The organism is Streptomyces sp. NBC_01537 (genome assembly GCF_045040445.1).
Lineage (GTDB): Bacteria > Actinomycetota > Actinomycetes > Streptomycetales > Streptomycetaceae > Actinacidiphila.
This window is the reverse complement of sequence record NZ_CP109392.1, coordinates 5,554,454-5,579,937: the sequence shown is the minus strand read 5'-3', so window position 1 is coordinate 5,579,937 and position 25,484 is coordinate 5,554,454. Positions and strand designations below refer to the sequence as shown.

The window sequence follows — 25,484 nt, the reverse complement described above, 5'->3', positions numbered from 1 at the left end:
GAGGCCCTTTCTCCTCATCTTCCCCGCGGCGCATTTCGCCGCGAGACGGAATTGGCACCGTCCCCACCTGGACCTCGCGTGCGCGGTCGGCGGGAGGGTTGCCGGGGCTTCAACGGGCCGTTCCCTCTGCCCCTCTGGATGAGCGGTATGGCGGGTGGTGTAGCGTCCCCGCATTTGTGGTCGTGCGTCGTGACATGTGCCGTGTCGTCCGCCGTGCTCAAACGTAACAAACGCTGATCATCGCGGACATACGATGGTCATGTCTCGTGTTCAAGACTGTAACCGACGACCCCGAACCTGGTCATAGGTAGTCCGTCCATCGAGACAGATGTGACAGGCCGCCCTGCCGGAGGGGGGACATCTCCGACAGAACGGAGCCGCACGTGCTCGACGAGGTAGCCCGCTGGTTGCAGCGCAGGTCGTGGTCAGCAGACCGCCGGCCGATTTCCGCACTTCTCGCCGCCAAACGCTCGGCCGGCCCGAGCGGGACGGTGAGCGTCGTCCTGCCCGCGCTCAACGAGCAAGCCACCGTCGGGGCCATCGTGGAAACGATTCGCCGCGAGCTCATGAGTGATGCCGTACCGCTCGTCGACGAGCTGGTGGTGATGGATTCCGGCTCCACGGACCGCACCGCCGCCATCGCCGAGGCCGCCGGCGCGACCGTCGTCCACCGCGACTCGATACTCCCCCGGCTGCCGGCCCTGCCCGGCAAGGGCGAGGTCCTGTGGCGCTCCCTGCTGGCCACCAGCGGCGAGATAGTCGCCTTCGTCGACTCCGACCTGCGCGACTTCGACTCCCGCTTCGTCTCCGGCATCATCGGGCCGCTCCTGACCGACCCCGGCGTCCAGCTGGTCAAGGCCATGTACGACCGCCCCCTGGAAACCGGCGGCACGGTGGTTCCGGCCGGCGGCGGCCGGGTCACCGAGCTGGTCGCCAGGCCCCTGCTCAACATGCACTGGCCCCAGCTCGCCGGCTTCGTCCAGCCCCTCGGCGGCGAGTACGCCGCCCGGCGCTCACTCCTTGAGCAGCTCCCCTTCCCCGTCGGCTACGGCGTCGAGATCGGCATGCTCATCGACTCCCTCAACACCGTCGGGCTCGACGCCCTCGCCCAGGTCGACGTCGGCGTCCGCCACCACCGCCACCAGGACAGCCAGGCCCTGGGCCGGATGGCCGCCACGATTTACCGCACGGCTCAGCTCCGGCTCGCCCGTGGGCACCTCGTGCGGCCCGTCCTCACCCAGTTCGACCGCGACGAGGACGGCTTCACCCCCCGCGTCCACGACGTCGCGACGGAGGAGCGTCCGCCGATGCTCACCGTCCCGGAATACGCCAAGCGCAAGGCGGCGTAGTGGGCGCCCGCCTGCCCCCAGCCCTTGCCGGGTTGTGGGCAGGCGTTCCGCACGGCGAGCGCAGCGAGGTGGGGGTCCCCCCACGCGAAGCTGTGGGGGAGGGTGGGCACAACCCGGCCACGGACGCAAGGCCGCCCACGCACGGCCTGCCCCCGACCCCGATGGATGATCGCCGCTAGGCTGGCCGCATGGTCGCCGCAACGCATGCCGCCCGGGTACTGGTCGCGTCCAACCGAGGCCCCGTGTCGTACGCCCTCCACAAGGAGGACGCCTCGCTCACCGCCAAACGCGGCGGCGGTGGCCTCGTCTCCGGCCTAAGCGCGATCGGCCCCGACGCGGACGCCGTCTGGGTCTGCGCCGCACTGGGCGACGGCGACCGCGAAGCCGTACGCCGCGCGGAGCGCGGGCGCCTCGACCCGGCGGACAGCGGCGGCCAGCACGTGCGCATGCTGGACATCGACCCGGACACCTTCGCCGCCGCCTACAACGGCATCGCGAACTCCGTCCTGTGGTTCGTGCACCACATGCTCTTCCAGACCCCGCTGGAGCCCGTCTTCGACGCGGACTTCCGCAGCGAGTGGGCCGCGTACGAGGCCTACAACGCCGCCTTCGCCGACGCCCTCGCCGAGGAGGCCGCCGACGGCGCCGCCGTGCTCGTGCAGGACTACCACCTGGCCCTCGTGCCCAAGCTGCTGCGCGCCCGCCGCCCCGACCTGCACATCGGCCACTTCTCGCACACCCCGTGGGCGCCGCCGGACTACTTCCGCCTGCTGCCCGACGACGTCGCCGCCGCCGTCCTCACCGGCATCCTGGGCGCCGACCGCGCCGCCTTCCTCACCACCCGCTGGGCCGACGCCTTCACCGACTGCTGCGAACGCGTCCTGGGCGCCTCCGTCATCCGCGACCAGGGCGCCGTCACCGTCACCCACGAGGGCCGCACCACCCGCATCGGCGTCCACGGCCTCGGCGCCGACGCCGACTTCCTGCGGGCCCGCTCCCACCGCCCCGACGTCGAGGAGCGCCTCGCCGCCCTCCGCGAAGCCGTCGGCGGCCCCGACCGCAAGGTCATCGTCCGCGTGGACCGCACCGAGCTGTCCAAGAACATCGTCCGGGGCCTCCTCGCCTACGGCGAGCTGCTCCGCGACCGCCCCGAGTGGCACGGCCGCGTCGTCCACGTCGCCTTCGCCTACCCCTCGCGCGGCGACCTCGCCGTCTACGTCGAGTACACCGACGAGGTCCGCCAGGTCGCCGAGGAGATCAACGAGGAATTCGGCACCCCCGGCTGGCAGCCGGTGATCCTGCACGTCAAGGACGACTTCGCCCGCTCCCTGGCCGCCTACCGGCTCGCGGACGTCGCCCTCGTCAACCCCATCCGCGACGGCATGAACCTCGTCGCCAAGGAAATCCCCGTCGTCTCCGACGAGGGCGTGGCCCTGGTCCTGTCCCGGGAAGCCGGCGCGTACGAGGAACTGGGCGACGACTCCTTCGTCATCAACCCCTACGACCTGCGAGCCACCGCCCAGGCCCTCCACGACGCCCTCTCCCTCCCGGTGCACGAGCGCGCCGAGCGCAGCAAGCGCCTGGCCGCCGCGGCGACCGCGCTGCCGCCCCAGCAGTGGTTCCTGGACCAACTGGGCGCCCTGGGCTGAGCAATTGGTCTGAACCAGGCCCATGGCGCGACCGTGCGACGGGGTATGACCGAACTGCGCACCTTCCACCTCCCCGAATCCGTCACCGGATCGGATTCCGACGTCAGCCTGGGCCGCGAACTGATCCGCACATGGCAGACCGACGGAATCTTCCAGGTCGCCGCCAACGAGGACCAGGACCGCAAGACCGCCCGGGCCATCGAGTCCAGCAAACGGTTCTTCGAGCAGCCCATGGAGTTCAAAGCCCAGCGCGTCAGCGACCTCACCTACAGCGGCTACATCGCCTCCGGCGAGGAAGTCACCGCCGGCGAGGCCGACTTCTCCGAGATCTTCACCGTCACCAAGGACATCGCCCCCGACGACTCCCGCGTACAGGCCCAGTGGCCCTGCCACGGGCCCACGCCCTGGCCCGACGACGAATACCGGCAGTCCATGCAGGCCTACATGGACGAGCTGGGCACGATCGGCGAGAAGCTGCTGCGCCTCGTGGCCCTCGGCCTGGGCCTGGACGACATCGACGCCCTGACGAAGCTCACCCACGACGGCTGGCACCACATGCGCGTGCTGCGTTTCCCCGCCAAGTCGCCCGCCACCGACCGGGGAATCGGCGCCCACACCGACTACGGCCTCCTCGTGATCGCCACCCAGGACGAGGTCGGACAGGCCCTCTACATCCGGCCGCCCGTCGAGGGCGAGCGCCGCAACCGCAACTGGCTCCCCGAGGAGAGCGCGGCCGGGGTCTTCGAGGACGACGACCACTGGACCTACGTCCGGCCGGTCGCGCGCACGTTCACCGTGTTCCCCGGTGACGTCATGCAGCTGATCACGAACGGCGCACTGCTCTCGACGCCCCACAAGGTCAAGCTCGCCGACCGCGAACGGTACGCCTTCGCGTACTTCCACGAGCCGAGCTTCGAGGCAGTGGCCCGCCCCCTCGACCCGGCCAGCACGGACGAACCGCTGCACTACGGTAGCCACTTTACTGACATGTTCATGCGGTGCTATCCCGACCGGATCACCACCCGCCGGATCCTGGACGAGGACCGCGTCTCCGTCCTGTCAAAGCTCCGGGAGGCCGCCCTGGAGGTCTGACGACCCCGCCCGGCTAATGCCCAGACGGAGGCTGCCCGCAAGCGTGTTGGCGGCGACATACGCCTCCACCGCACCCCGCGCCGCATGCGCAGGCAGTGGTTCCAGCCCGACCAGCACCGCCACCGGCCCACCCGAGGCCACGAAAGCGGCCCACCGCTTGCTCACCGGGAAGTCCACACCGTGCAGGGCCGCCCGATCCCGGCCCTGCACGGCGACCCGCTCCCCCACCTCCGGCAACCGCTCCCCCGGCTCCGCCAGCCCCAGCTCCGCCGCCAGCGCCTCCCCCTCCGGCCGCGGCGGCACCAGCAGCAGAAAAGCGACAGGCCCGAACCCGGTGTCCTCCAGCCAGCTCCACGCCCCGATCACCGCAACACCACCCACACCTGCTTGCCCCCGCCCGGCATCAGCACCGTCCCCCACCGGTCCGCCGTCCCCGCCAGCAGCAACAACCCCCGCCCGCGCTCGGCACACCCCGGCGGCGGCCCCGACGGCTGCGGCAGCAGCACCGCCGACCCGTCGCTCACAGCAAGCCGCACGCCTTCCCCCGGCCCGGGGAGCGGCGCCAGCGTCAGCTCACATTCGACGGAATCCGTGTGGTCGTGGACGTTCGCCAGTATCTCCGTCGCACAAAGCACGGCCGCGTCCACGAGGTCCTCACGGCCCCACGCTCTGAGCTGCTCCCGGACGGCCTCGCGCACGGCGGCGAAACGGGCCGGCTCCGCAACGAGCCTCATCACTGCTACGGGTGGAGATTCCGACGTCATGGCATCAACAGTCCCGTCGCATGGCTAGCCTGACCAGGTACGACCTGAATACGCGTCAGACTGGGCTACGTCTCAGCGCCCACGTGTACGCGGTGTGCGAGGGGGAGGTGAGCCCGTGTCCGGCAAGGGCGGCGGCGAAGGCTCGGCCAGCATGCGGGTGTTCGGCACGGTGTTGCGCGCAATGCGCGAGCTGGCGGGGGTCTCTACGGAGCAACTGGCCGCGCATGTGGAGTACTCCCGGTCGCTGGTCATCAAGATCGAGCGGGGCGAGCGGATGCCACCCCCGGGCTTCGTGGAGAAGGCGGAGCTGTTGCTCAGGTCGGGGGACGTACTGGCCCGTGCGGCCAAGCATTTGGAGCGGGGCGACTTTCCGTCGTGGTTCGAGGAGTACGCGGAGCTGGAAGCGGAGGCTGTCAGCCTGTACACGTACAGCACGCTGGTTCTGCACGGCCTGCTGCAGACCGAGGACTACGCGCGGGTGATGTTCAGCTCCTACTGCCCGGTCCTCGACCCTGACGAGATCGAGCGTCGCATCCAGGCCCGTGTGGCACGACAGTCGGTGCTGACCAAGTCCCTTGCCACTCAAGCCGCGTTCGTCATCGAGGAGTGGGTGCCGCGCCGTCCCGTTGGCGGATACGAGGCGCATAAGCTGCAGTTGAACCACCTGTTGGAGATCGGCGATCAGCGCAACGTCACGATTCAAGTAATGCCGATGTCTTACGATGCGCACGCCGGGATCGACGGTCCGATGACGCTCCTGGAGACACCCGAACGGCGCCTGCTCGCCTACCTGGAAGTCCAGGGGCGAAGCATGCTCATCGACGATCGCGACGAAGTCAGCGAACTGCACATCCGCTATAGCATGATCCGGTCGCAGGCCCTCGCTCCGAGGGATTCCGCGAAGTTGATCGAGCAGATTGCGGGAGAGCAGCCATGACCTCCGGACTCGCATGGTTCAAGAGCAGTCACAGCGGCGGCGCGGGCGGCGAGTGCGTCGAAGTCGCCCTCGAATGGCACAAGTCCAGCCACAGCGGCGCCGAGGGCGGCGACTGCGTCGAGGTCGCCGCCTGCCCCGGCACCGTCCACGTCCGCGACTCCAAGGACCCCGCCGGCCCCACCCTCGCCTTCGGCCCCGCCGCCTGGTCCGCCTTCGCCGCCTACGCGGCGGCTGAGCCCCGCCGCTGAGAGGCATTCGCCCCCGGACAAAGAAATACCCCGGTCCGTATTGACGGCCGGGGTATTTCTGTGCGCATATTGATTGTCCATGCCTGAATCAAAACGGACATGGAAAAGCTCGACTGAAGCCAGAATAGCGCCACGGGAGCCGAATTGTCAACCCAGTCGAAATCTTCGATCAACGACGACGAACTACGCCGGGAGCAGGAATTCGTCTACCTGCTCCATGCCCGCCTCGCCGACCTGCGGGACCGGGCCGAGGCCGCGTACCGGCAGGCCCTGGGCCAAGGGGGGAACGGGCTGCAGGCGCGGCTGGAGCGCGATGTGATGGTGGCGGAGATGGCGGGGCTGGTGGCGGCGTTCGATGCGGGGGAGAACGGGCTGTGCTTCGGGAGGCTGGTATTCCGGGACGGTCAGGACCATCACATCGGGCGAATCGGAATGCGGGCGGACGACGAGGACCGTACGCCGTTGGTGGTCGACTGGCGGGCGGAAATGGCGCGGCCGTTTTATCTGGCGACGGGGCATACGCCGATGGGGCTGCGCCGGAGGCGGCACATCGCCACGCAGGGGCGCAAAGTCACGGCGCTGCATGACGAGATCCTGGATCTGACCGACCCCGTGCGCACCGGGTACGAGAGCGCGGACGCGGACGAGGTGCTGTTCGCGTCGCTGGGGGCGGCGCGGACGGGGCGGATGCGGGACATCGTGCAGACGATCCAGGCGGAGCAGGACCGGATCATCCGGGCGCCGCATCCGGGGGTGCTGGTGGTCGAGGGCGGGCCGGGGACGGGGAAGACGGTGGTGGCGCTGCACAGGGCGGCGTATCTGCTGTACGCGCAGCGGGAGTTGCTGGCCAGGCGGGCGGTGCTGATCGTGGGGCCGAATCCGGCGTTCATGGGGTACATCGGGGAGGTGCTGCCGTCGCTCGGGGAGACCGGGGTGCTGATGCTGACGCCGGGCGAGCTGTACCCGGGGGTGACGGCGACCGGGACGGACACGGCGGAGGCGGCGCGGGTGAAGGGCGGCGCGGAGATGGCGGGGGCGCTGGCGGCTTACGTACGGGAGCAGCAGACGGTGCCGGATCCGGCGTGGGTGATCGACCACGAGGACGGGGAGCTGGTGCTGGACGCGGAGATCGCCGAGAAGGCGCGGCAGGCGGCCCGGGACACGCTGCTGCCGCACAACCTGGCCAAGCCGCACTTCGCCTTCCACGTCCTGGACGCGCTGACCGCGCAGCTCGCCGACCGGCTCGGCCACGATCCGTACGGCGGGCCGAATCTGCTGGGCCCGGACGACGTGGCGCTGCTCGGGACGGCGGTCGCGGCGAGCGAGGAGGTGCGGGAGGCAGTCGACGCGCTGTGGCCGGCACTGACGCCCGAGCAGCTCGTGGCGGGGTTCCTGGCCGACACCGACTGCCCTTCGATCCGGCGGGTCGACGGCGAGTGGACGACGGCGGACGTACCGCTGTTGGACGAGGCGGCCGAGCTGCTCGGGGCGGACGACTCCGCCGCGCGTGCTGCGGCCGAGGGCCGGCGGCAGCGGGAGATCGCCTTTGCGCAGGGCGTGCTGGACCTGTCCTACGGGTCCCGCACGTACGAGTTCGAGGACCTGGACGAGGAGGACTCGGAGGTGCTGGCCGCCCATGACCTCATCGACGCCGAGGGGCTGGCGGAGCGGCAGGAGGAGGCCGATCACCGAACGGCGGCGCAACGGGCGGCGGATGACCGGACGTGGGCCTTCGGGCACATCGTGGTGGACGAGGCGCAGGAGCTGTCGGCGATGGCGTGGCGGCTGCTGATGCGGCGTTGCCCGACCCGTTCGATGACGCTGGTGGGCGACCCGGCGCAGACGGCCGAGCCGGGCGGGGTCGGGGCCTGGGCGGCGGCTCTGGAGCCGTACGTGGGGGACCGCTGGGAGCATGTGCGGCTCGGCGTCAACTACCGCACCCCGGCGGCGGTCATGGAGCTGGCGGCCCGGGTGCTGCGGGCTTCGGATCCCGCCTTCGAGGACTTCGAGCCGCCCCGGTCGATCCGGTCGACGGCGGAGCAGCCGTGGGTGCGGCGGACGGACGACCTGCCGCGCGGGGTCGCGGCGGCGGTGGCCCGGGTCACGGCCGGGGCCGCGGGCGCCGGCCGGCTCGCGGTCATCGCGCCCCCGGCCCGCCTTGCCGCGCTCGCGCAGGCGCTGCCCGGCGCCTCCGCCGGGCCCCGGCCGGATCTGACGAACCCGGTCGTGCTGCTCGACCCGAGGCAGGCCAAGGGGCTCGAGTTCGACACCGTGATCGTGGCCGAGCCGGCGGAGTTCGGGCCGAGCGATCTGTATGTGGCCCTCACCCGGGCGACGCAGCGCCTCGGGTGCGTCCATACGGGGGCGCTCCCGGCAGGGCTGGACGTGGACAGCTCAGCCACATGAACGCCCCCAGCCCCGCCGGGTCCGTCAGGTCGGCGGCGCCCGAGGCCGCCGCCAACGCCCTTACGTAGGCCGCCGGGTCACTGGACGCCAGGGCGAGCGGCGGGCGGGCGCCGGTGACGCCCAGGCCCCGCAGGGCCTCGCGCTGGGTGGCCAGGGTGCCGCCCCCGGCGGCCACCGCGCAGGCGTCGAGCGCGACATGGGCCGTGATGTCGCAGGAGCCGTCCGGGACGGGCGGAACCTCCCGGCCGTCCCGGAAGCCCGTGAGGGTGCCGTAGGGCGGCCGGGCGGGCCGTTCGTGGGCGTAGTCGACGGCGACGGCCAGTCCGGCGCCCAGGGAGCCGACAGCGGCCGCCCAGGCGGTGTCGCGGGGGCGGCCGAGCTCGGCGCGGGCACCGGGTGAGCCGGCGATGGGCCACCAGCGCTCCAGCCAGGCGGCGTCCTCGCCGCCGACGGGGTCCGCGAGGCGTTCGGCGCCGTCACGGGGGCGTACTAGGACGTGACGTGGGACACCTTCCGCGTCGGCCTCGGCGACATCGAGCGGGATGTTGTCGAGCCATTCGTTGGCGAAAAGCAGCCCGCGCATGCCGTGCGGCAGCCGCTCGGTCCACGTGATGCGCATGTCGAGGTTCGCCGGACGGGCCGCCTTCTCCACCGCGTACGGCCGCAGCCGCGCCGCCAGCCCGGCCGGAGCGGCGGCCAGCACACCCGCCGTCAGTTCGCCCCGACCTGCGCCGACGTCGACAAAGGCCAGCTCAGCGGGGCGCCCGAGGCTTTCGTCGACCTGCGCGAGCAGCGTGGCGACGGCCGTGGCGAAGTGCGGGGAGGCGTGCACGGAGGTCCGGAAATGCCCGGCGGGGCCTTCAGGGCGAAGGAAGAAGCCTTCGGGGCCGTAAAGGGCCTGCTCAGTGGCATGCTGCCAGCCGGTCCAGTCGTCGATGTCACTCACGGGCCCACCGTAGGCCCAAGGATTCCGGGTAGGCTGCTATGGGCCGCCGTGGGTTTATCGATCATGAACATTGACCATCGGAGCGGCTGCTTCCCTATACAGGGAGCCCCGGCACTGATAGGTGCTGCAGTACAGGCCAAATGCAGTGGAAGGTGATCAGCGGATGACGGCCGGCAACAACGGCACGCCCGACCCCGGGAGCGACGACCCCTTCGCGTATCTGTACCGCCAGGAGGGCGCCGATCCGGGGCAGACAGCTGCCACCACCCCCAACGCCCAGCAGCCCCGCATGTACAACCAGGTCCGCGCGGTCGGCGACCGCCGCCCTGCCCCCCAGCAGCCCCAGCAGTACGGGCAGCCCCAGCAGCAGGCCCCCCAGCCCGGCTACGGCTACCCGCCCCAGCAGCCGCCCCAGGCGCCCTCGCAGTACGCCACCCAGCAGCTGCCCTACGACCCGGACCAGCAGCAGGGCCACCGCAGCGGCGGCCACGGCGGCGGAGGCACCCGCGGCCAGGGCGGCGGCCCCAACAGCAAGGGCCTGCTCATCGGCGCGATAGCGGTCGTCGCCGCCGTCTCCATCGGCATCGGCGTCGCCATGGCCAACGGCGACGACGGCAACGCCAACGCCAACGCGAGTGCGACCCCGTCCACCTCGGCCGGCACGAGCGGCGGCAGCGACAGCTCCGGCGATCCGAGCGCGTCCTCGTCGGCCAGTACGACCACGGGGCTCGGCCCTGTGGACGCGGCGGCCCAGAGCCTCTCGGGCGGCGCGACGAAGAGCTCCCAGTACGCCGACGCGCTGGCCAGCGGGGGCGAGTACGTCGCCTTCACGACGTCCGGCGCGACCATGACCTGGACCGTGGACATGCCCGACGCGGGCGAGTTCAGGCTGTACGTCCGCTACGCCAACGGCGAGGACGACTCGGCCAGCGCCACGACCGTCGTCAACGGCAAGGCCGCGAGCTACAAGATGGACCTCAAGAAGTACGTCAAGAACGGTGACTGGACCAACTGGTACAAGTCCTACCAAACCGTGAACCTGACGGCGGGCAGCAACACCATCGCCATCACCTGCGGCGACGGTGACTCATGCCACTTCAACCTGGACCAGGTGGCGCTCACGAAGAACAAGGCCGAGCCCGACGGCTGGTAGCCGCCCCGAGCTCGAGAACCACCCGCTGCCCCGCGTCTTGCCGACGCGGGGCAGCGGCATGTCACGACACAGAACGCGGCTCGACCACCCAACGCCCCTTGCGCAGGACGCCCACCAGGTCGAACTCCGCGTCCAGCACCACCAGATCCGCGTCCTTGCCCGGCTCAAGGGAGCCGATGCGGTCGTAGGCACCCAGCAGGCGGGCCGGGTTGGCGGAGAGGGCGCGTACGGCGTCCTCCACGGGGAGGTGGTCGATCGTGACGGCCCGTTTGAAGGCGGTGTCCAGGGTGAGGGTGGAACCGGCGATGGAGCCGCCGTCGACGAGCCGGGCGACGCCGTCGGTGACTTCGACCTCCATGGGGCCCAGCAGATAGCTGCCGTCGCCGAAGCCGGCGGCGTCCATGGCGTCGGTGATGAAGGCGACGCGGTCGGCGCCGGCGCTGTGGAAGGCCAACTCAAGGGTGGCGGGGTGCAGATGGACGCCGTCGTTGACGAGTTCGACGGTGATGCGCTCGTCCTGCAGGAGGGCGGCGATGGGGCCGGGCTCGCGGTGGTGGAGGGGCGGCATCGCGTTGAAGAGGTGGGTGGCGACGGTGGCGCCGGCGTCGATGGCCCGGAGGGTGGCCTCGTAGGCGGCGTCGGTGTGGCCGACGGCGGCGATGACGCCCTGCTCGGCGAGGAGGCGTACGGAGTCGAGCCCGCCGGGCAGTTCGGGGGCAAGGGTGACCATGCGCGCGGCACCCCGGGAGGCGTCGAGAAGCTTGCGCACGTCGGCCGGGTCGGGGTTGCGCAGGAGGGAGGGCTTGTGGGCGCCGCAGCGGTGGGGGGAGATGAAGGGGCCCTCGAAGTGGATGCCGGCGAGGTCGCCCTGTTCGGCCAGCTCGGACAGGAGGGCGGCCTGGCGGGCGAGGTCGTCGAGGTCGTCGGTGACGGTGGAGGCGAGCATGGTGGTGGTGCCGTGGCGCCGGTGGGTGTCGATGACGGTGAGGATGTCCTCCGTACGTCCGGAGGAGAAGGACGCGCCGCCGCCGCCGTGCACGTGGATGTCGACGAAGCCGGGGAGGATCCAGTGCCCGGGGAGGTCGAGGGTGGAGGCCTGTACGGGGTCGTTCGCGGCGATGGTCGCGCCCGCGACCGTGATCCGGCCGCTCTCGACGATGCCGTCCGGCAGAACCACCTTCGCGCCGGTCAGCACGCTTGTCTCCGCCATCAGGCGGTCACCTCCATAGAAGTCAGATCCCAGGCGAGCAGCCCTGCGCCCAGGCAGCCGGCGGCGTCCCCGAGGTCCGCCGGAACGATCGGGGGGAGTTTCTGGAAGGTGACCCGCTCCGCCACGGCCGCTCGCAGCGGCGTGAAGAGCGTGTCCCCGGCCTCGGCCAGCCCGCCGCCGATGATGAGGGTGTCCGGGGTGAGCAGGGTCAGCCCGGTGACGAGGCCGTCGGCGAGGGCGGCGATCGCGTCGTCCCAGACCGCGATCGCGCGCGGGTCGCCCTCCTCGACCGCTCGCGCGCACCCGGCGGCGTCCCCGCCCCAGGCCCGGCCGACGGCCGCCGCCGAGGCCAGCGTCTCGACGCAGCCGCGCTGGCCGCAGCCGCACACCGTCCCCTTGCGGCGTACGACGATGTGGCCCAGCTCGGTCGCGTCCACCCGGTCGCCGATGCCGATCGCGCCCGCGATGCCGGTGCCCAGCGCCACGAACAGGAAGCGCTCGGCGCCCCGGCCCGCGCCGATCCGGCCCTCGGCGAGGCCGCCGACGCGCACGTCGTGGCCCAGGGCCACCGGTACGCCGCCCAGGCGCTCGGCGAGGAGCGTACGGAAGGGGACGTCCCGCCAGCCGATGTTCGCGGAGTACACGGCGACGCCGTTCGCCTCGTCCACGATCCCGGGCACGGCGACCCCGGCCGCGGCCGGTTCCCCGTACGCCCGCAGCTCCTCGGCGAAGTCGAGCACCGCCGCGATCACCGCCTCCGGCCCGCGCTCCCGGTCCGTCGGGCGGCGGGCCTCGTGCAGGAGCGTGCCGTCCGCGCCGACCAGGGCGGCCTTCATTCCGGTGCCGCCCACATCGAGGGCGATGACATGTCTCACGAGGACAGTCTTGCGCCTTACCCGCAAGAGGTCTAGTCCATTTACCGCCGCGCTATGGTGAGCCGGTGACGACCGACCCCCCTGAGCTGAGCGACCAGGACCTCGCCGTCCTCGACCTCGCCCGCCGCCAGTGGGCCGGCCCCGGCGCACGCGACCGCGCCATACGCGAGCGCCTCGGCATCTCCCCCACGCGCTACTTCCAGCTCCTCAACGCCCTCCTCGACGACCCCCGCGCCCTGGCCCACGACCCCCTGACCGTCAACCGCCTCCGCCGCACACGCGACGCCCGCCGCGGCCACCGCTGACGGCTTCGCCGGCTCCCGACCCGGGTAAGGTCGGCCGCATGGGCAGCAACCCGAACGGCCTCCCCACTCCCGCCACCACCGAGGGCAAGGAAGCGATGGCGGCCCTCCTCGCGAACCCGGAGCGGAGCGTGATCGCTCTGGACTTCGACGGCACGCTCGCGCCGATCGTGCCGGACCCGGACAGCGCGAGGGCGCATCCCGCAGCCGTGCCGGCACTGGCCCGCCTCGCCCCGCACATCCGCGCGGTCGCGGTCGTCACCGGCCGCCCGGCGAGCGTCGCCGTACGGTACGGCGGCTTCGCGGGCGTACCCGGCCTGGAACGCCTCACCGTCCTCGGCCACTACGGGGCCGAGCGCTGGGACGCCGTCAGCGGCACGGTGCAGGCCCCTGCGCCGCACCCGGGGGTCGGATCGGTACGGGCCGAACTGCCGGGCTTCCTGGACCGTATGGGCGCGTGGCGGGGCACATGGATCGAGGACAAGGGCCGCGCGATCGCCGTGCACACCCGCCGCACCGAGGACCCTCAGGCGGCGTTCGAGGCGCTGCGCGGGCCGATCTCGGAGCTCGCCGCGCGGCACGGCCTGATCGTGGAGCCGGGGCGGCTGGTGCTGGAGCTGCGCGCGCCGGGGATGGACAAGGGCGTGGCGCTGAACGACTACCTGCGCGAGGTGCAGGCGGGCCCGGTGCTCTACGCGGGTGACGACCTGGGCGACCTCGCGGCCTTCGGGGCGGTGGAGAAGCGGCGGGCCGACGGCCTGCCGGGGCTCCTGGTCTGCAGCGGGAACGAGGAGGTCGCGGAGCTGGCCGCGCGCGCCGACCTGGTCGTGGACGGCCCCGCCGGAGTCGTGCGCCTGCTCGACGCACTGGCCGACACGCTGGCGGCGGCGGGTGGAAGACTGTCCTCATGACGGAGACCACGATCGGCATCGGCGGCGCGGCCGAGGGCACCGACATGGTGCTGAACATCGGCCCGCAGCACCCCTCCACCCACGGCGTGCTGCGCCTGCGTCTCCGCCTGGACGGCGAGCGGATCAGCGAGGCCGAGCCGGTCATCGGCTATATGCACCGGGGCGCGGAGAAGCTGTTCGAGGCCCGCGACTACCGGCAGATCATCATGCTGGCGAACCGCCACGACTGGCTCTCCGCCTTCTCCAACGAGCTCGGGGTCGTGCTCGCCGTCGAGCGCATGCTCGGCATGGAGGTCCCCGAGCGCGCCGTCTGGACCCGCACCCTGCTCGCCGAGCTGAACCGGGTCCTGAACCACCTGATGTTCCTCGGCTCGTACCCGCTGGAACTGGGCGCGATCACCCCGGTGTTCTACGCCTTCAGCGAGCGCGAGGACCTCCAGCACGTCATGGAGGAGGTCTCCGGCGGCCGGATGCACTACATGTTCAACCGCGTCGGCGGCCTCAAGGAGGACCTGCCGAACGGCTGGTACGGCCGGGCCCGCCAGGCCGTGGCCGGCGTCCGCAAGCGGATGCGGACCTTCGACGACCTCGTCCTGGGCAACGAGATCTTCCGGGGCCGCACGCGCGGCGTCGGAATCCTCTCCCAGGAGTCCGTGCACGGCTTCGGAGTGAGCGGGCCGATCGCCCGCGCGTCGGGGGTCGACTTCGATCTGCGGCGCGACGAGCCGTATCTGGCGTACGCGGACCTACAGGACACCCTCAAGGTGGTCACCCGCACCGAGGGCGACTGCCTGGCCCGCTTCGAGGTGCTGCTGGAGCAGACGCACATCGCGCTGGACCTCGCGGACGCCTGCCTGGACCGGCTAGCGGAGCTGCCGCCGGGGCCGATCAACCAGCGGCTGCCGAAGGTGCTCAAGGCCCCGGAGGGGCACACGTACGCGTGGACCGAGAACCCGCTGGGCCTGAACGGCTACTACCTGGTCTCCAAGGGCGAGAAGACGCCGTACCGGCTGAAGCTGCGCTCGGCGTCGTTCAACAACATCCAGGCGCTGACGGTACTGCTGCCGGGCACGCTGGTCGCCGACATGGTGGCGATCCTGGGCTCGATGTTCTTCGTCGTGGGCGACGTGGACAAGTAAGCCGGTCGGGAAGTAAGCCGGTCAGGACGACTTCGCGCGCAGTTCCCGCAGGTCCATCTGCTCGGTCTCGTCGTGCACCGTGAGATCGATGATCTTGGCGTCGGCCAGTGCCTCGTCGCCCACCACATCCGCCATGTCGTCATGCGCATGCGTCGTTCCCGGGCCCAGCGCCTTCGGCGTCTGCGTGCCGAAGAAGTCGAACCCGCCCTGCGCACGGCTGGCGTTGCGCTGCGGCTTCGCGTACGGCAGTACGGCGGCGGCGACCGCCGGCACGAGCCGGTGCTCGCGCACCGGGAGGGCCGGCTGCCGCTCGGCGGGGCTGTCCGGCTGGTCGCGGTCGCCGGAGGCGTCCGAGGCCGCGTGCCGGCCCTGGTGCTCGTCGCCTTCGCCGGAGTGCTCGACGTCGCGCCGCCGGGCCTCCTCGACGGTGCGCAGGGCCTGCTGGCGGGCGGCGTTGCGGCTGAGGTTGCGCAGCGCCTCGTCGGCCCTGAGGAACGTGGCCGGGACGAGCGCCACGGCGGGCGAGGAGGAGACGGAGCCGGCGGCGGCCTCTATGGCGAGCTGGCGGCGCTTCTCCAGGGCACTGGCGCGCTCGCTCTCGGCGGTGGCGTAGCGGCGCAGCAGGTCGGCGTGCTCGGTACGGAGCCGGGCGAGCTCGGCGCGCTTGGCGCGGAGCTTGTTCTCCAGGCGGCCGCGCAGCTCGCGCGAGTCGTCGAGGTCGATCTCCAGCTCGGCGATGCGCTCGTCGGTGCGCCACTCGTCGCGCACGCGGGCCGTTTCGAGCTCGGAGACGCGTCTGCCGGCGGAGCGGTCCCACTGGCGCAGCAGCAACGCGCCACCGCACGCGGCGGCGGCAGCGGCGGCCGCTATCGCGCGAAGTACCACCGGATCACTCACGGCCCAGGCGCCCGCGGCGAACAGGACAGCCGACCCTGCGACCGTCAGTGGGGGCAGCAGCCTGTGCAGAGGCTGGGAATGGCGGTGGCGTCCACGTGACATGGCTTGAAACTTAGCGTGCTCAAGGGGTGCGTGGGGCCGTGCCATCCGATTTCTCACCGAACACGCGGCGACTAATACGGAGGGCGTCCGGCCGGATACCAAGCGTTGCCCCTGTGCCCTCCATCAGGCATTCTTTGATCTTGCTCTGCGTCAGCCGCGCCGGAGCGGGCGTACTGCCGCTGGAAGCACTCAGATGGCAGACAGATGTACGCCGGAGTAGCGATCCGTGAAACCTCACCGGTGAGCTGGATCAGCTCCGTCCGCCCCCCGATACTACGACTTTGCGAATGACGAACTTTCCGAAGGGAACCCCGAGGTCGGAACCACCGTCCTAGAGGGCGCAAAATATTCGTACGATTGGTAGTTGCGGCGAAAAATCCGCTTTTGCTGGAGCTTGATGACCAATGTCTGTCTTGGTAGAGGGTGTTCCCGCTGCTCGGGTTCCACATGTCCGGTGATCGCGTCGCCGCCGTCCGCGGGGCGCGGACGCTGCCGCGGGTGATCCGTCCCACCGCCGTGCCGAGATTCGTCGGCACCGCGTGCGCCCTGGTCGGCCTGATCGATGTCACGGCCGGCATCTTCCCCGGCTTCCGGCACAGCCGCATGCACGTCATGGCGGGGGTGTTCCCGGGCGCCGCCACGTCGTTCGCCGCGGCCGCCTCCGTCGTCACCGGCATCCTGATGCTGTTGCTGGCGCACGCCCTCAAACGCGGCAAGCGGCGCGCCTGGCGGGCCACGGTCGTGCTGCTGCCGGTCAGTGCCGTCACCGCGCTCGTGCACCGGCACTCGCTCGGCGGCGCGGCCATCGCCCTCGCCCTGCTGGCCCTCCTGGCCGCCCACCGGGACCAGTTCACCGCCAAGGCAGACCCGCGCACCCGCTGGCGCGCGCTGGCCGCCTTCCTCGGGCTGAGCGCGCTGAGCCTCGGCCTCGGGCTGGTCGTGGTCAGCGCCCACCCCGCGCTCATGGTGGGCGACCCCGGCTGGGGCGCGCGCCTCCAGGAGGTCCTGTACGGCCTGTTCGGCTTCCAGGGCCCCATCACGTACGCCGTCGACGAGGCCTCCGACGTCGTCGCCTACACCCTCGGCGGCCTCGGCTTCCTCACCGCCTTCACCACCGCCTACCTCGCCCTGCGCCCCGCCAAGCCCGTCGCCGAGCTCACCGCGGACGACGAGGCCCGGCTGCGCGGCCTGCTCGCCCGGCACGGCGCCCGCGACTCCCTGGGCCACTTCGCGCTGCGCCGCGACAAGAGCGTCGTGTTCTCCGCCAGCGGCAAGGCCGCCGTCTGCTACCGCGTCGTCTCCGGCGTCATGCTCGCCAGCGGCGACCCCATCGGCGACGTCGAGGCCTGGCCCGGCGCCATCGAGCGCTTCATGGCCGAGGCCCGCGCCAACGCCTGGATCCCCGCCGTCATGGGCTGCAGCGAGACCGGCGGCGAGGTCTGGACCCGCGAGACCGGGCTGGACGCCCTCGAACTCGGCGACGAGGCCATCGTAGAAACCGGCTCCTTCACCCTGTCCGGGCGCGCCATGCGCAACGTTCGCCAGATGGTCAAGCGCATCGAACGGGCCGGCTACGAGTGCCGCGTACGCCGCGTCGCCGAGCTCTCCGACGACGAGCGCGCCCTCATCCGCCGCGCCTCCGACGCCTGGCGCGGCACCGAGACCGAGCGCGGCTTCTCCATGGCGCTGGGCCGCTTCGGCGACCGCGCCGACGACGACTGCGTCGTGGCGACCGCCCACGACGCCGCCGGCGAGCTGCGCGCCATCCAGCACTACGTCCCCTGGGGCACGGACGGGATGTCGCTGGAACTCATGCGCCGCGACCGCGCCGCCGACCCCGGCCTCAACGAGCTGCTCATCGTCGCCGCGCTCGGCCAGGCGCCCGAACTGGGCGTCAAGCGGGTCTCGTTGAACTTCGCGATGTTCCGCGCGGCGCTCGCCCGGGGCGAGCGGCTGGGGGCGGGTCCGGTGCTGCGGACATGGCGGGCGCTTCTGGTGTTCCTGTCCCGCTGGTTCCAGATCGAGTCCCTGTACAAGTTCAATGCCAAGTTCCAGCCCGAGTGGGTGCCCCGGTTCGTGGTCTTCCGCAGCACCGGCGAGCTGCCGCGGATCGGCTTCGCCGCGATGCAGGCCGAGGGCTTTCTGACCTTCGCCCTCCCGAGCTGGGCCCGATTCGGCCGGTCCGGCGTTTGAGGACGTCCTGGGCGCGGGGGCGGAGCCCCTACGCTGGTCGTATGGGTACGTTGCGAGGCCGGGTGGACGGTCTGCCGGAGTGGGACCGGTGCGCGGTCATGGGCGTGGTGAATGTGACCCCGGACTCGTTCTCCGACGGCGGGCGGTGGTTCGACACGGCGGCAGCCGTGAAGCACGGCCTGGGCCTGGTGGCGGCGGGAGCCGACCTCGTGGACGTGGGCGGGGAGTCGACACGGCCGGGGGCGAAGCGGGTGGACGAGGCGGAGGAGCTGCGCCGGGTGATCCCGGTCGTACGGGAGCTGGTGGCGGCCGGGGTCGTGGTCAGCGTGGACACGATGCGGGCGAAGGTCGCCGAAGAGGCGGTCACCGCGGGCGCGGTGCTGGTGAACGACGTGAGCGGCGGCGGGGCGGACCCCGCGATGATCCCCGTCGTGGCAGCGGCGGGGGTGCCGTTCGTGGTGATGCACTGGCGCGGCCAGAGCATCGACATGAACAACCGGGCCGTCTACACCGACGTCGTCCCGGAGGTCGTCACAGAGCTCCGGCAGAGCTTCGAGCGCGCCGTGGACGGCGGCATCGACCCGGCCCGGATCATCCTGGACCCGGGACTGGGCTTCGCCAAGAACGCCGAGCACGACCTCACCCTGATCGCCCACCTCGCCGACATCCGCGCGCTGGGCCGCCCCGTACTGGTCGCCGCCTCGCGAAAGCGCTTCCTGGGCCGCGTACTCGCCGGCGAGGGCGGCGACCCGCCCCCCGCCCGGGAGCGGGACGCGGCCACGGCGGCCGTCACCGCGATCGCGGCCCGGGAGGGCGCGTGGGCGGTACGGGTGCACGAGGTGCACGACAGCGCCGACGCCGTACGGGTCTCGCGCGCGATCGAAGGAGCCGTATGAGCCCGCGCACAGCGGAGGCCGCCGCCGTCGAGCAGGCGAACCAGGCGTTCTACGACGCCGTGGAGCGCTCGGACCTGGACGCGCTGGAAGAGCTGGTGCTGACCGGCCCACTGGCGGAGACGGTGTCCGTGGTGCACCCGGGGTGGCCGGTGCTGCGCGGCCGCCGGGAGGTGATGCGCTCGTACGCCCTGATCATGGCGAACACCGAGTACATCCAGTTCTTCCTGACCGATGTCGAGGTGGCCGTGGACGGCGACACCGCGCTGGTCACCTGCACCGAGAACATCCTTACCGGCGGCCCGGCCGAGGAGGACAGCGAGAGTGGCCTGGGCCCGCTGGTGGGCGGTCTGGTCGTGGCCACGAATGTGTTTCGCCGCACATCCGAGGGCTGGCGGCTGTGGGTGCACCACGGCTCCCCGGTGATGGCGGACGGGATCGACGACGAGGACGACGAGGACCTGGCGGGCGGCGGAGAAGGGTCGGCCTGAGGGGTTCTGACCACTCGTTCGAGCCAAGACCCGGGCCTTCAGGAGTAGCCCCGAGGGCATCGGGGTAGGGGCCGCGGCGGCTGACTGCGACAACCCTCACAGCAAACGCTGTCGGTGGTCGCGGGTAGATTCGACTGCGGGCGATGAGATGAGCCGACCGCCCGCTGACCACCCCGGACCGGACCGCAGGAGTGATTTCGTGGATCGTGTCGCGCTGCGTGGCCTCAGGGCCCGCGGGCACCACGGCGTGTTCCCCCAGGAGCGCGAGGAGGGCCAGACCTTCGTCGTGGACCTCGTGCTGGGCCTGGACACCGCTCCTGCCGCCGCCTCCGACGACCTGACCCTGACCGTGCACTACGGCATCGTGGCCGAGGAGGTCGTGGCCGTCGTGCAGGGCGAGCCGGTCGACCTGATCGAGACCCTCGCCCAGCGCATCGCCGACCAGGTCCTGAAGAACGGCCTGGTCGAGGAGGTCGAGGTGACCGTGCACAAGCCGCAAGCCCCGATCACCGTCCCCTTCGACGACGTGACCGTCACCATCGCCCGGAGGCGCCCGTGAGCTACGACCCCACAGTGCAGCCCGTACCCGCCTCCGTCGTCGCCCAGGTCGACGCCGCCGACACCACGCTGCAGAATCCCAAGGTCGCCGTCATCTCCCTCGGCAGCAACCTCGGCAACCGCCTGGAGACCCTCCAGGGCGCCGTGGACGCGCTGGAGGACACCCCCGGCGTCCGGGTCAAGAAGGTCTCCCCCGTCTACGAGACCGAGCCCTGGGGCGTCCAGCCCGGCAGCCAGCCGAACTACTTCAACGCGGTCGTCGTGCTGAAGACCACCCTCCCGCCCTCCTCGCTCCTGGAGCGCGGCCGCGCCATCGAGGACGCCTACGCCCGCACCCGCACCGAGCGCTGGGGTGCCCGCACCATCGACGTCGACATCGTCGCCTACGAGGGCGTGGTCTCCGACGACTCCGAGCTCACCCTCCCGCACCCCCGCGCCCACCAGCGCGCCTTCGTCCTCGCCCCCTGGTACGACATCGACCCGGCCGCCCAGCTGCCCGGCGTGGGCGCCGTCGGGCTGCTGCTCGCCGCCGTGGGCCGCGACACCGTCCAGGCCCGCGCGGACATGGAACTCCACCTGCCTGAATAATCGTTACGACGACAGGGTCCGGACGCGTCCGGGCACGGGTTCCACGACGGTTTCACGACAACAAGGGGCGACCACTCAGTGAAGCAGCTGCGCATCAGGACTCTGGTCGGGCTGTTCGTCGTGGCCGGGGTCCTCTCCTGGGCCGGGGCCAGGCTCTGGGACTCCTTCGGCACCCTGCCGGCCGTCCCCGTCGCGGCACCCATCGTGCTCGGGCTCATCGCCGCCGTCCTGACCGCCACGGCCCTGTCCATCCGCGCCCGCCTGCGCGCCCAGCGCGAGCGCCGCCCCGGCGCCAAGGGCGTCGACCCGCTCCTCGCCGCCCGCGCGGTCGTCTTCGGCCAGGCCAGCGCCCTCGTCGCCGCCCTCGTCGCCGGGATGTACGGCGGCACGGGCGTCTTCCTCGTCATCAGCCAGTTCGACAACCCGCCGCGCCGCGACCAGGCGATCTACGCCGGCGCGGCGGTCCTCGCGGGCATCGCGGTGATCGCCGCCGCGCTCTTCCTGGAGCGCGTCTGCAAGCTCCCCGAGGACAAGGACAACAACCGCAGCGCGGCCGGCACCGCCTGAGCCCTGTCCGGGGCGTGTCCTAGGTGTATTGATCACGAGCGTTGTTGACACGTGTCGTGCTTGATCAAAGGTGAAGACCTCCGGTGTGGTGGAGCTGTCTAGGACCGCACCACACCGGAGGTCTTCGTGTCCCACCGTAATGCCCGGCTGACCGTTCACGGCAGGCGACTGCTGGTCGAGCGTGTCACCTCGGGCCGGCCCGTCGCCCACGTGGCCGCTGAGATGGGTGTCTCCCGCGCCACCGCCCACAAATGGGTCCGCCGGTGGCGGGCCGAGGGCGAGCCGGGCCTGCACGACCGGCCCAGCAGTCCCCGCACGACCCCGCACCGCACCCCGGCCGCGACCGAGCAGGACGTCTGCCGTCTGCGCCGCGAGCGCAAGCTCGGCCCGGCCCGCATCGGCCCGATCCTGGGCCTGCCCGCCTCGACCGTGCACCGCATCCTGACCCGCCACGGCCTGCACCGCCTGGCCTTCCTGGACCGCCCCACCGGCCAGGTCATCCGCCGCTACGAACGCGACCGCCCCGGCGAGCTCATCCACGTGGACGTGAAGAAACTCGGACGGATCCCCGACGGCGGCGGCCACAAAACACTCGGCCGCCAGGCCTCCCGCGCCACCAAGACCGGCGTCGGCTACGACTACGTCCACTCCGCCGTCGACGACCACACCCGCCTGGCCTACAGCGAGATCCACCCCGACGAGAAAGCCGCCACCTGCGCCGACTTCCTCCGCCGGGCCGCCGCCTTCTTCACCACCTGCGGCATCCACCGCATCGAACGCGTGCTGACCGACAACGCCTGGTCCTACCGCAAAAGCACCCAATGGAAGCAGGCCCTCACCGACCTGGACGCGACCGGCAAACTCACCCGCGCCTACCGGCCCCAGACCAACGGCAAAGTCGAACGCTTCAACCGCACCCTGCTCGACGAATGGGCCTACCTACAGCCCTACACCAGCAACGACCAGCGCACAGCCGCCCTGACAGACTTCCTCCACAGCTACAACCACCATCGCAGCCACACCGCACTCAAAGGCCAGCCCCCGATCAGCCGCGTCAACAACCCTGCGGGTCAATACACCTAGGTCCTGTCCGGGCGATCAGGGTCGGATAGGCCGCGGCGTCGCAGTGACATCAGCCGCTGGCGCGGCGGGCGGTGCATCGCAAGGCGCCGGAATGCCCGCAGACTGGTTTGTCTGTGGGCTTTTCGGCAACGCGGCGAGGTGCCGTGGCAGGCGTCGTGGACCCGGCCCTGATCGCCCGGACAGGGCCTAGCGCGCCATGATCAGGCTCATCGCCTCGGCGCGGGTCGCCGGGTCGCGGAGCTGGCCGCGCACGGCCGAGGTGATGGTCTTGGCGCCCGGCTTGCGCACGCCGCGCATGCTCATGCACATGTGCTCGCACTCGACGACGACGATCACACCGCGCGGCTCCAGTATCCGCATCAGCGAGTCGGCGATCTGCGTGGTGAGCCGTTCCTGAACCTGCGGACGGCGGGCGTAGACGTCCACGAGGCGGGCCAGCTTCGAGAGGCCGGTGATCTTGCCGTCGGTTGACGGAATGTAACCGACATGGGCGGAGCCCACGAACGGCACCAGATGGTGCTCGCAGGAACTGAGCACCTCGATGTCCTTGACCAGCACCATTTCGTCATGGCCCAGGTCGAAGGTCGTCGTCAGGACATCCTCGGGCTCCTGCCACAGCCCGGCGAATATCTCCTTGTACGCCCGCGCCACGCGCCCCGGCGTCTCCCGCAGGCCTTCCCGGTCCGGATCCTCGCCGACGGCGAGGAGCAGCTCGCGTACGGCGTCGGCGGCACGCTTCTCGTCGAACTCACCGACGCGGCCGTAGCCGTCGGGGGCCGTGATCGGGTCGGTCATGGGTGCCTCGTTCCTCTTACGTCACTGCGGTAGCAGAAAGCCGCGCTCTCAAGGGTACGAAACCCTGAGAGCGCGGCTTACATTCCGCTGTCAGCCTTTTGTCAGGCTTCGGTACCCGGCTCCTCCGGAAGCTCGACCGCGTCGATCGGGGCGGGCTTGACCAGACCGGCGCCGGACCCGTTGGCGGACTGGGCGCCGTTGGTGAGGGCCAGCTCCTTCGGGGAGAGCACCGGCGGGCGGGTGGAGGGGGTGCGGCGGGACGAGCCGGTCCAGGCCGGGCGCGGGGGGCGCTTGACGATCGGCTTGAAGATCTCGGCGATCTGCTCCTTGTTCAGGGTCTCCTTCTCCAGGAGGGCCAGAACAAGGCTGTCGAGGACGTCGCGGTTCTCGACCAGGATCTCCCACGCCTCGTTGTGCGCGGTCTCGATGAGCTTCTTGACCTCTTCGTCGACCAGCCCGGCGACCTCTTCCGAGTAGTCGCGCTGGTGACCCATCTCACGTCCGAGGAACGGCTCGGAGTTGTCCGAGCCGAACTTGATCGCGCCGAGCCGCTCGGTCATGCCGTACTGCGTGACCATGGCGCGGGCGGTGGCGGTCGCCTTCTCGATGTCGTTGGCAGCACCGGTGGTCGGGTCGTGGAAGACCAGCTCCTCCGCGGCGCGGCCGCCCAGCATGTACGCGAGCTGGTCGAGCATCTCGTTGCGCGTGGTGGAGTACTTGTCCTCGTCCGGCAGGACCATGGTGTAGCCGAGGGCACGGCCCCGCGAGAGGATCGTGACCTTGTGCACCGGGTCGCTGTTCGGAGAAGCCGCCGCGACCAGGGCGTGTCCGCCCTCGTGGTACGCGGTGATCTTCTTCTCCTTCTCGGACATGATCCGGGTCCGCTTCTGCGGGCCGGCCACGACGCGGTCGATGGCCTCGTCCAGCGTGTGGTTGTCCAGCAGCTTCTTGTCGCTGCGGGCCGTGAGCAGCGCGGCCTCGTTGAGGACGTTCGCCAGGTCGGCGCCGGTGAAGCCGGGGGTGCGGCGGGCGACGGCCCGAAGGTCGACGTCCGGGGCGACCGGCTTGCCCTTCTGGTGGACCTGGAGGATCTCCAGGCGGCCCTGGAGGTCGGGGCGGTCCACGGCGATCTGGCGGTCGAAGCGGCCCGGGCGCAGCAGCGCCGGGTCGAGGATGTCCGGCCGGTTGGTGGCGGCGATCAGGATGACGCCGCCCTTCACGTCGAAGCCGTCCATCTCGACGAGCAGCTGGTTGAGCGTCTGCTCGCGCTCGTCGTGGCCGCCGCCGAGGCCCGCACCGCGGTGCCGGCCGACGGCGTCGATCTCGTCGACGAAGACGATGGCCGGGGCGTTGGCCTTGGCCTGCTCGAAGAGGTCACGGACACGGCTGGCGCCGACACCCACGAACATCTCGACGAAGTCGGAGCCGGAGATCGAGTAGAACGGCACGCCCGCCTCGCCCGCGACAGCGCGGGCGAGCAGGGTCTTGCCGGTTCCGGGCGGGCCGTAGAGCAGCACACCCTTGGGGATCTTGGCGCCGACGGCCTGGAACTTCGCCGGCTCCTGGAGGAACTCCTTGATCTCGTGGAGCTCCTCGACGGCCTCGTCCGAGCCCGCGACGTCCGCGAAGGTGGTCTTCGGGGTGTCCTTGGTGATCAGCTTGGCCTTGGACTTCCCGAAGTTCATGACCCGGGAGCCGCCGCCCTGCATCTGGTTCATCAGGAACAGGAAGACCACGACGATGAGGACGAACGGCAGCAGCGACAGCAGCACGCTGACGAACGCGTTCTGCGACTGCGGCGAGACGGTGTACCCGTCGGGCAGCGTCGTCTTGTCCTGGTCGTCGACCTTCGACTGGAGGATCTTGGCCACGTCGACGCCCTGGTCGCCGATGTAGCTCGCCTTGATCTTGGTGCCGAGGTCCTTGCCGCCGACCTTGGCGCCGCTCTTGAGCTCGACCTTGATCGACGCCTCGTCGCCGGTCGTCAGCTCTGCGGACTTGGCCTGGTTGCTGTTGATGGCCTCGATGACCTGGCCGGTGTCCACCGTCTTATAGCCGCCGGTCGAACCGACGACCTGCATCAAAACGACCACGGCGAGGACAGCCAGGAAGATCCACATCACTGGCCCACGGAAATAGCGCTTGACGTCCATCCATGCGGGGCCGCTAAGCCCCGTCCCTCCTGCCACAGTGAGGCACGACAGCCGCTCGGCCGCCTGTGCATCCGGTGTATGACTATGACCCGACCTTCGGACGGTACTTCAGTATTGTCACCCGAAGTGGTCCGAGACCGTTAAACCCGCGTTCCCAGTCTCCAACGCGGGGAAACGGAGTGA

At 71.1% G+C, this 25,484-nt stretch carries 25 protein-coding genes and 1 riboswitch; of the genes, 17 read left to right on the top strand and 8 right to left on the bottom strand.

What is annotated here, in order from left to right; all coding sequences use genetic code 11:
- Positions 1-11 precede the first annotated feature (11 nt).
- Positions 12-145: riboswitch (SAM riboswitch) on the bottom strand.
- Between the two features lie 238 nt (positions 146-383).
- The 3 genes from OG607_RS25800 (at position 384) to OG607_RS25790 (ending at position 4,090) form a co-directional block, all read left to right on the top strand.
- On the top strand, positions 384-1,349 hold the full coding sequence (locus tag OG607_RS25800; protein ID WP_405727986.1) for a glucosyl-3-phosphoglycerate synthase: 966 nt from the start codon (positions 384-386) through the stop codon (positions 1,347-1,349).
- 188 nt (positions 1,350-1,537) lie between these two features.
- Positions 1,538-2,998, top strand: a complete 1,461-nt coding sequence (locus OG607_RS25795) for a trehalose-6-phosphate synthase (protein ID WP_405727983.1) — start codon at positions 1,538-1,540, stop codon at positions 2,996-2,998.
- A gap of 45 nt (positions 2,999-3,043) precedes the next feature.
- Positions 3,044-4,090, top strand: coding sequence for a 2-oxoglutarate and iron-dependent oxygenase domain-containing protein (locus tag OG607_RS25790; protein WP_405727980.1), 1,047 nt, complete (start codon positions 3,044-3,046; stop codon positions 4,088-4,090).
- On the opposite strand, the gene OG607_RS25785 is transcribed toward OG607_RS25790, so the two are convergent.
- Together OG607_RS25785 and OG607_RS25780 are read right to left on the bottom strand one after the other, a co-directional pair.
- Positions 4,058-4,456, bottom strand: a complete 399-nt coding sequence (locus tag OG607_RS25785; RefSeq protein WP_405727977.1) for a hypothetical protein — start codon at positions 4,454-4,456, stop codon at positions 4,058-4,060. The two genes, OG607_RS25790 and OG607_RS25785, sit on opposite strands and share 33 nt — an antisense overlap.
- Complete coding sequence (locus OG607_RS25780; RefSeq protein WP_405727974.1) at positions 4,453-4,824, bottom strand: ATP-binding protein; 372 nt, start codon at positions 4,822-4,824, stop codon at positions 4,453-4,455. The genes OG607_RS25785 and OG607_RS25780 overlap by 4 nt, the downstream gene beginning before the upstream one ends.
- Before the next feature lie 145 nt (positions 4,825-4,969).
- Here OG607_RS25780 and OG607_RS25775 point away from each other — a divergent pair, with 145 nt between their 5' ends.
- From OG607_RS25775 to OG607_RS25765, 3 genes are all read left to right on the top strand, one after another.
- The gene (locus tag OG607_RS25775) at positions 4,970-5,791 is read left to right on the top strand and encodes a Scr1 family TA system antitoxin-like transcriptional regulator (RefSeq protein ID WP_405727971.1); all 822 of its coding nucleotides are present in this window, start codon (positions 4,970-4,972) and stop codon (positions 5,789-5,791) included.
- A complete protein-coding gene (locus tag OG607_RS25770) occupies positions 5,788-6,039 on the top strand; it encodes a DUF397 domain-containing protein (RefSeq protein ID WP_405727968.1) in 252 nt (83 codons plus the stop codon). Before OG607_RS25775 ends, OG607_RS25770 begins: the two co-directional genes overlap by 4 nt.
- 168 nt (positions 6,040-6,207) lie before the next feature.
- Positions 6,208-8,445 (top strand): HelD family protein, encoded by a 2,238-nt coding sequence (locus OG607_RS25765; protein WP_405737038.1) that lies wholly within the window; start codon positions 6,208-6,210, stop codon positions 8,443-8,445.
- On the opposite strand, the gene OG607_RS25760 is transcribed toward OG607_RS25765, so the two are convergent.
- Entirely contained in the window at positions 8,363-9,391 is a 1,029-nt protein-coding gene (locus OG607_RS25760) for an SAM-dependent methyltransferase (protein WP_405727965.1), read from the bottom strand. The two genes, OG607_RS25765 and OG607_RS25760, sit on opposite strands and share 83 nt — an antisense overlap.
- A gap of 163 nt (positions 9,392-9,554) precedes the next feature.
- Here OG607_RS25760 and OG607_RS25755 point away from each other — a divergent pair, with 163 nt between their 5' ends.
- Entirely contained in the window at positions 9,555-10,544 is a 990-nt protein-coding gene (locus OG607_RS25755; RefSeq protein ID WP_405727962.1) for a carbohydrate-binding protein, read from the top strand.
- Between the two features lie 61 nt (positions 10,545-10,605).
- On the opposite strand, the gene nagA is transcribed toward OG607_RS25755, so the two are convergent.
- Positions 10,606-11,754 carry an N-acetylglucosamine-6-phosphate deacetylase gene (gene nagA, locus OG607_RS25750; protein ID WP_405727959.1) on the bottom strand — a complete coding sequence of 383 codons (1,149 nt, stop codon included), beginning with the start codon at positions 11,752-11,754 and terminating at the stop codon, positions 10,606-10,608.
- Complete coding sequence (locus OG607_RS25745; RefSeq protein WP_405727956.1) at positions 11,754-12,629, bottom strand: ROK family protein; 876 nt, start codon at positions 12,627-12,629, stop codon at positions 11,754-11,756. The genes nagA and OG607_RS25745 overlap by 1 nt, the downstream gene beginning before the upstream one ends.
- 65 nt (positions 12,630-12,694) lie before the next feature.
- Here OG607_RS25745 and OG607_RS25740 point away from each other — a divergent pair, with 65 nt between their 5' ends.
- From OG607_RS25740 to OG607_RS25730, 3 genes are read left to right on the top strand one after another with little or no spacing between them, the layout of a single operon-like run.
- Positions 12,695-12,934, top strand: a complete 240-nt coding sequence (locus OG607_RS25740) for a DUF3263 domain-containing protein (RefSeq protein ID WP_329316642.1) — start codon at positions 12,695-12,697, stop codon at positions 12,932-12,934.
- Between the two features lie 38 nt (positions 12,935-12,972).
- Positions 12,973-13,842 (top strand): trehalose-phosphatase, encoded by an 870-nt coding sequence (otsB, locus tag OG607_RS25735; RefSeq protein WP_405727953.1) that lies wholly within the window; start codon positions 12,973-12,975, stop codon positions 13,840-13,842.
- Positions 13,839-14,981, top strand: coding sequence for an NADH-quinone oxidoreductase subunit D (locus tag OG607_RS25730; RefSeq protein WP_405727950.1), 1,143 nt, complete (start codon positions 13,839-13,841; stop codon positions 14,979-14,981). The genes otsB and OG607_RS25730 overlap by 4 nt, the downstream gene beginning before the upstream one ends.
- Positions 14,982-15,002: 21 nt before the next feature.
- Here the strand turns inward: OG607_RS25730 and OG607_RS25725 are convergent, their stop codons facing one another.
- Positions 15,003-15,980, bottom strand: coding sequence for a hypothetical protein (locus OG607_RS25725; protein WP_405727947.1), 978 nt, complete (start codon positions 15,978-15,980; stop codon positions 15,003-15,005).
- A gap of 447 nt (positions 15,981-16,427) precedes the next feature.
- Here OG607_RS25725 and OG607_RS25720 point away from each other — a divergent pair, with 447 nt between their 5' ends.
- The 7 genes from OG607_RS25720 (at position 16,428) to OG607_RS25690 (ending at position 22,353) form a co-directional block, all read left to right on the top strand.
- The gene (locus OG607_RS25720; protein ID WP_405727944.1) at positions 16,428-18,173 is read left to right on the top strand and encodes a phosphatidylglycerol lysyltransferase domain-containing protein; all 1,746 of its coding nucleotides are present in this window, start codon (positions 16,428-16,430) and stop codon (positions 18,171-18,173) included.
- 41 nt (positions 18,174-18,214) lie between these two features.
- The gene (gene folP / locus OG607_RS25715) at positions 18,215-19,069 is read left to right on the top strand and encodes a dihydropteroate synthase (protein WP_405727941.1); all 855 of its coding nucleotides are present in this window, start codon (positions 18,215-18,217) and stop codon (positions 19,067-19,069) included.
- On the top strand, positions 19,066-19,557 hold the full coding sequence (locus tag OG607_RS25710) for a nuclear transport factor 2 family protein (RefSeq protein ID WP_405727938.1): 492 nt from the start codon (positions 19,066-19,068) through the stop codon (positions 19,555-19,557). Before folP ends, OG607_RS25710 begins: the two co-directional genes overlap by 4 nt.
- Before the next feature lie 199 nt (positions 19,558-19,756).
- Positions 19,757-20,116, top strand: coding sequence for a dihydroneopterin aldolase (folB, locus tag OG607_RS25705; protein ID WP_405727936.1), 360 nt, complete (start codon positions 19,757-19,759; stop codon positions 20,114-20,116).
- Entirely contained in the window at positions 20,113-20,703 is a 591-nt protein-coding gene (folK, locus tag OG607_RS25700; RefSeq protein WP_405727933.1) for a 2-amino-4-hydroxy-6-hydroxymethyldihydropteridine diphosphokinase, read from the top strand. The genes folB and folK overlap by 4 nt, the downstream gene beginning before the upstream one ends.
- 78 nt (positions 20,704-20,781) lie before the next feature.
- Positions 20,782-21,270 (top strand): DUF3180 domain-containing protein, encoded by a 489-nt coding sequence (locus OG607_RS25695; RefSeq protein WP_405727930.1) that lies wholly within the window; start codon positions 20,782-20,784, stop codon positions 21,268-21,270.
- 126 nt (positions 21,271-21,396) lie between these two features.
- Entirely contained in the window at positions 21,397-22,353 is a 957-nt protein-coding gene (locus OG607_RS25690) for an IS481 family transposase (protein WP_405727927.1), read from the top strand.
- Positions 22,354-22,539: 186 nt separating this feature from the next.
- Here OG607_RS25690 and folE read toward each other — a convergent pair whose 3' ends face one another.
- Both folE and ftsH read right to left on the bottom strand, forming a co-directional pair.
- Positions 22,540-23,148 carry a GTP cyclohydrolase I FolE gene (gene folE, locus OG607_RS25685; RefSeq protein ID WP_405727924.1) on the bottom strand — a complete coding sequence of 203 codons (609 nt, stop codon included), beginning with the start codon at positions 23,146-23,148 and terminating at the stop codon, positions 22,540-22,542.
- A 101-nt stretch (positions 23,149-23,249) separates the two neighbouring features.
- Positions 23,250-25,301 carry an ATP-dependent zinc metalloprotease FtsH gene (gene ftsH, locus OG607_RS25680; protein ID WP_405727921.1) on the bottom strand — a complete coding sequence of 684 codons (2,052 nt, stop codon included), beginning with the start codon at positions 25,299-25,301 and terminating at the stop codon, positions 23,250-23,252.
- Between the last annotated feature and the right edge of the window lie 183 nt (positions 25,302-25,484).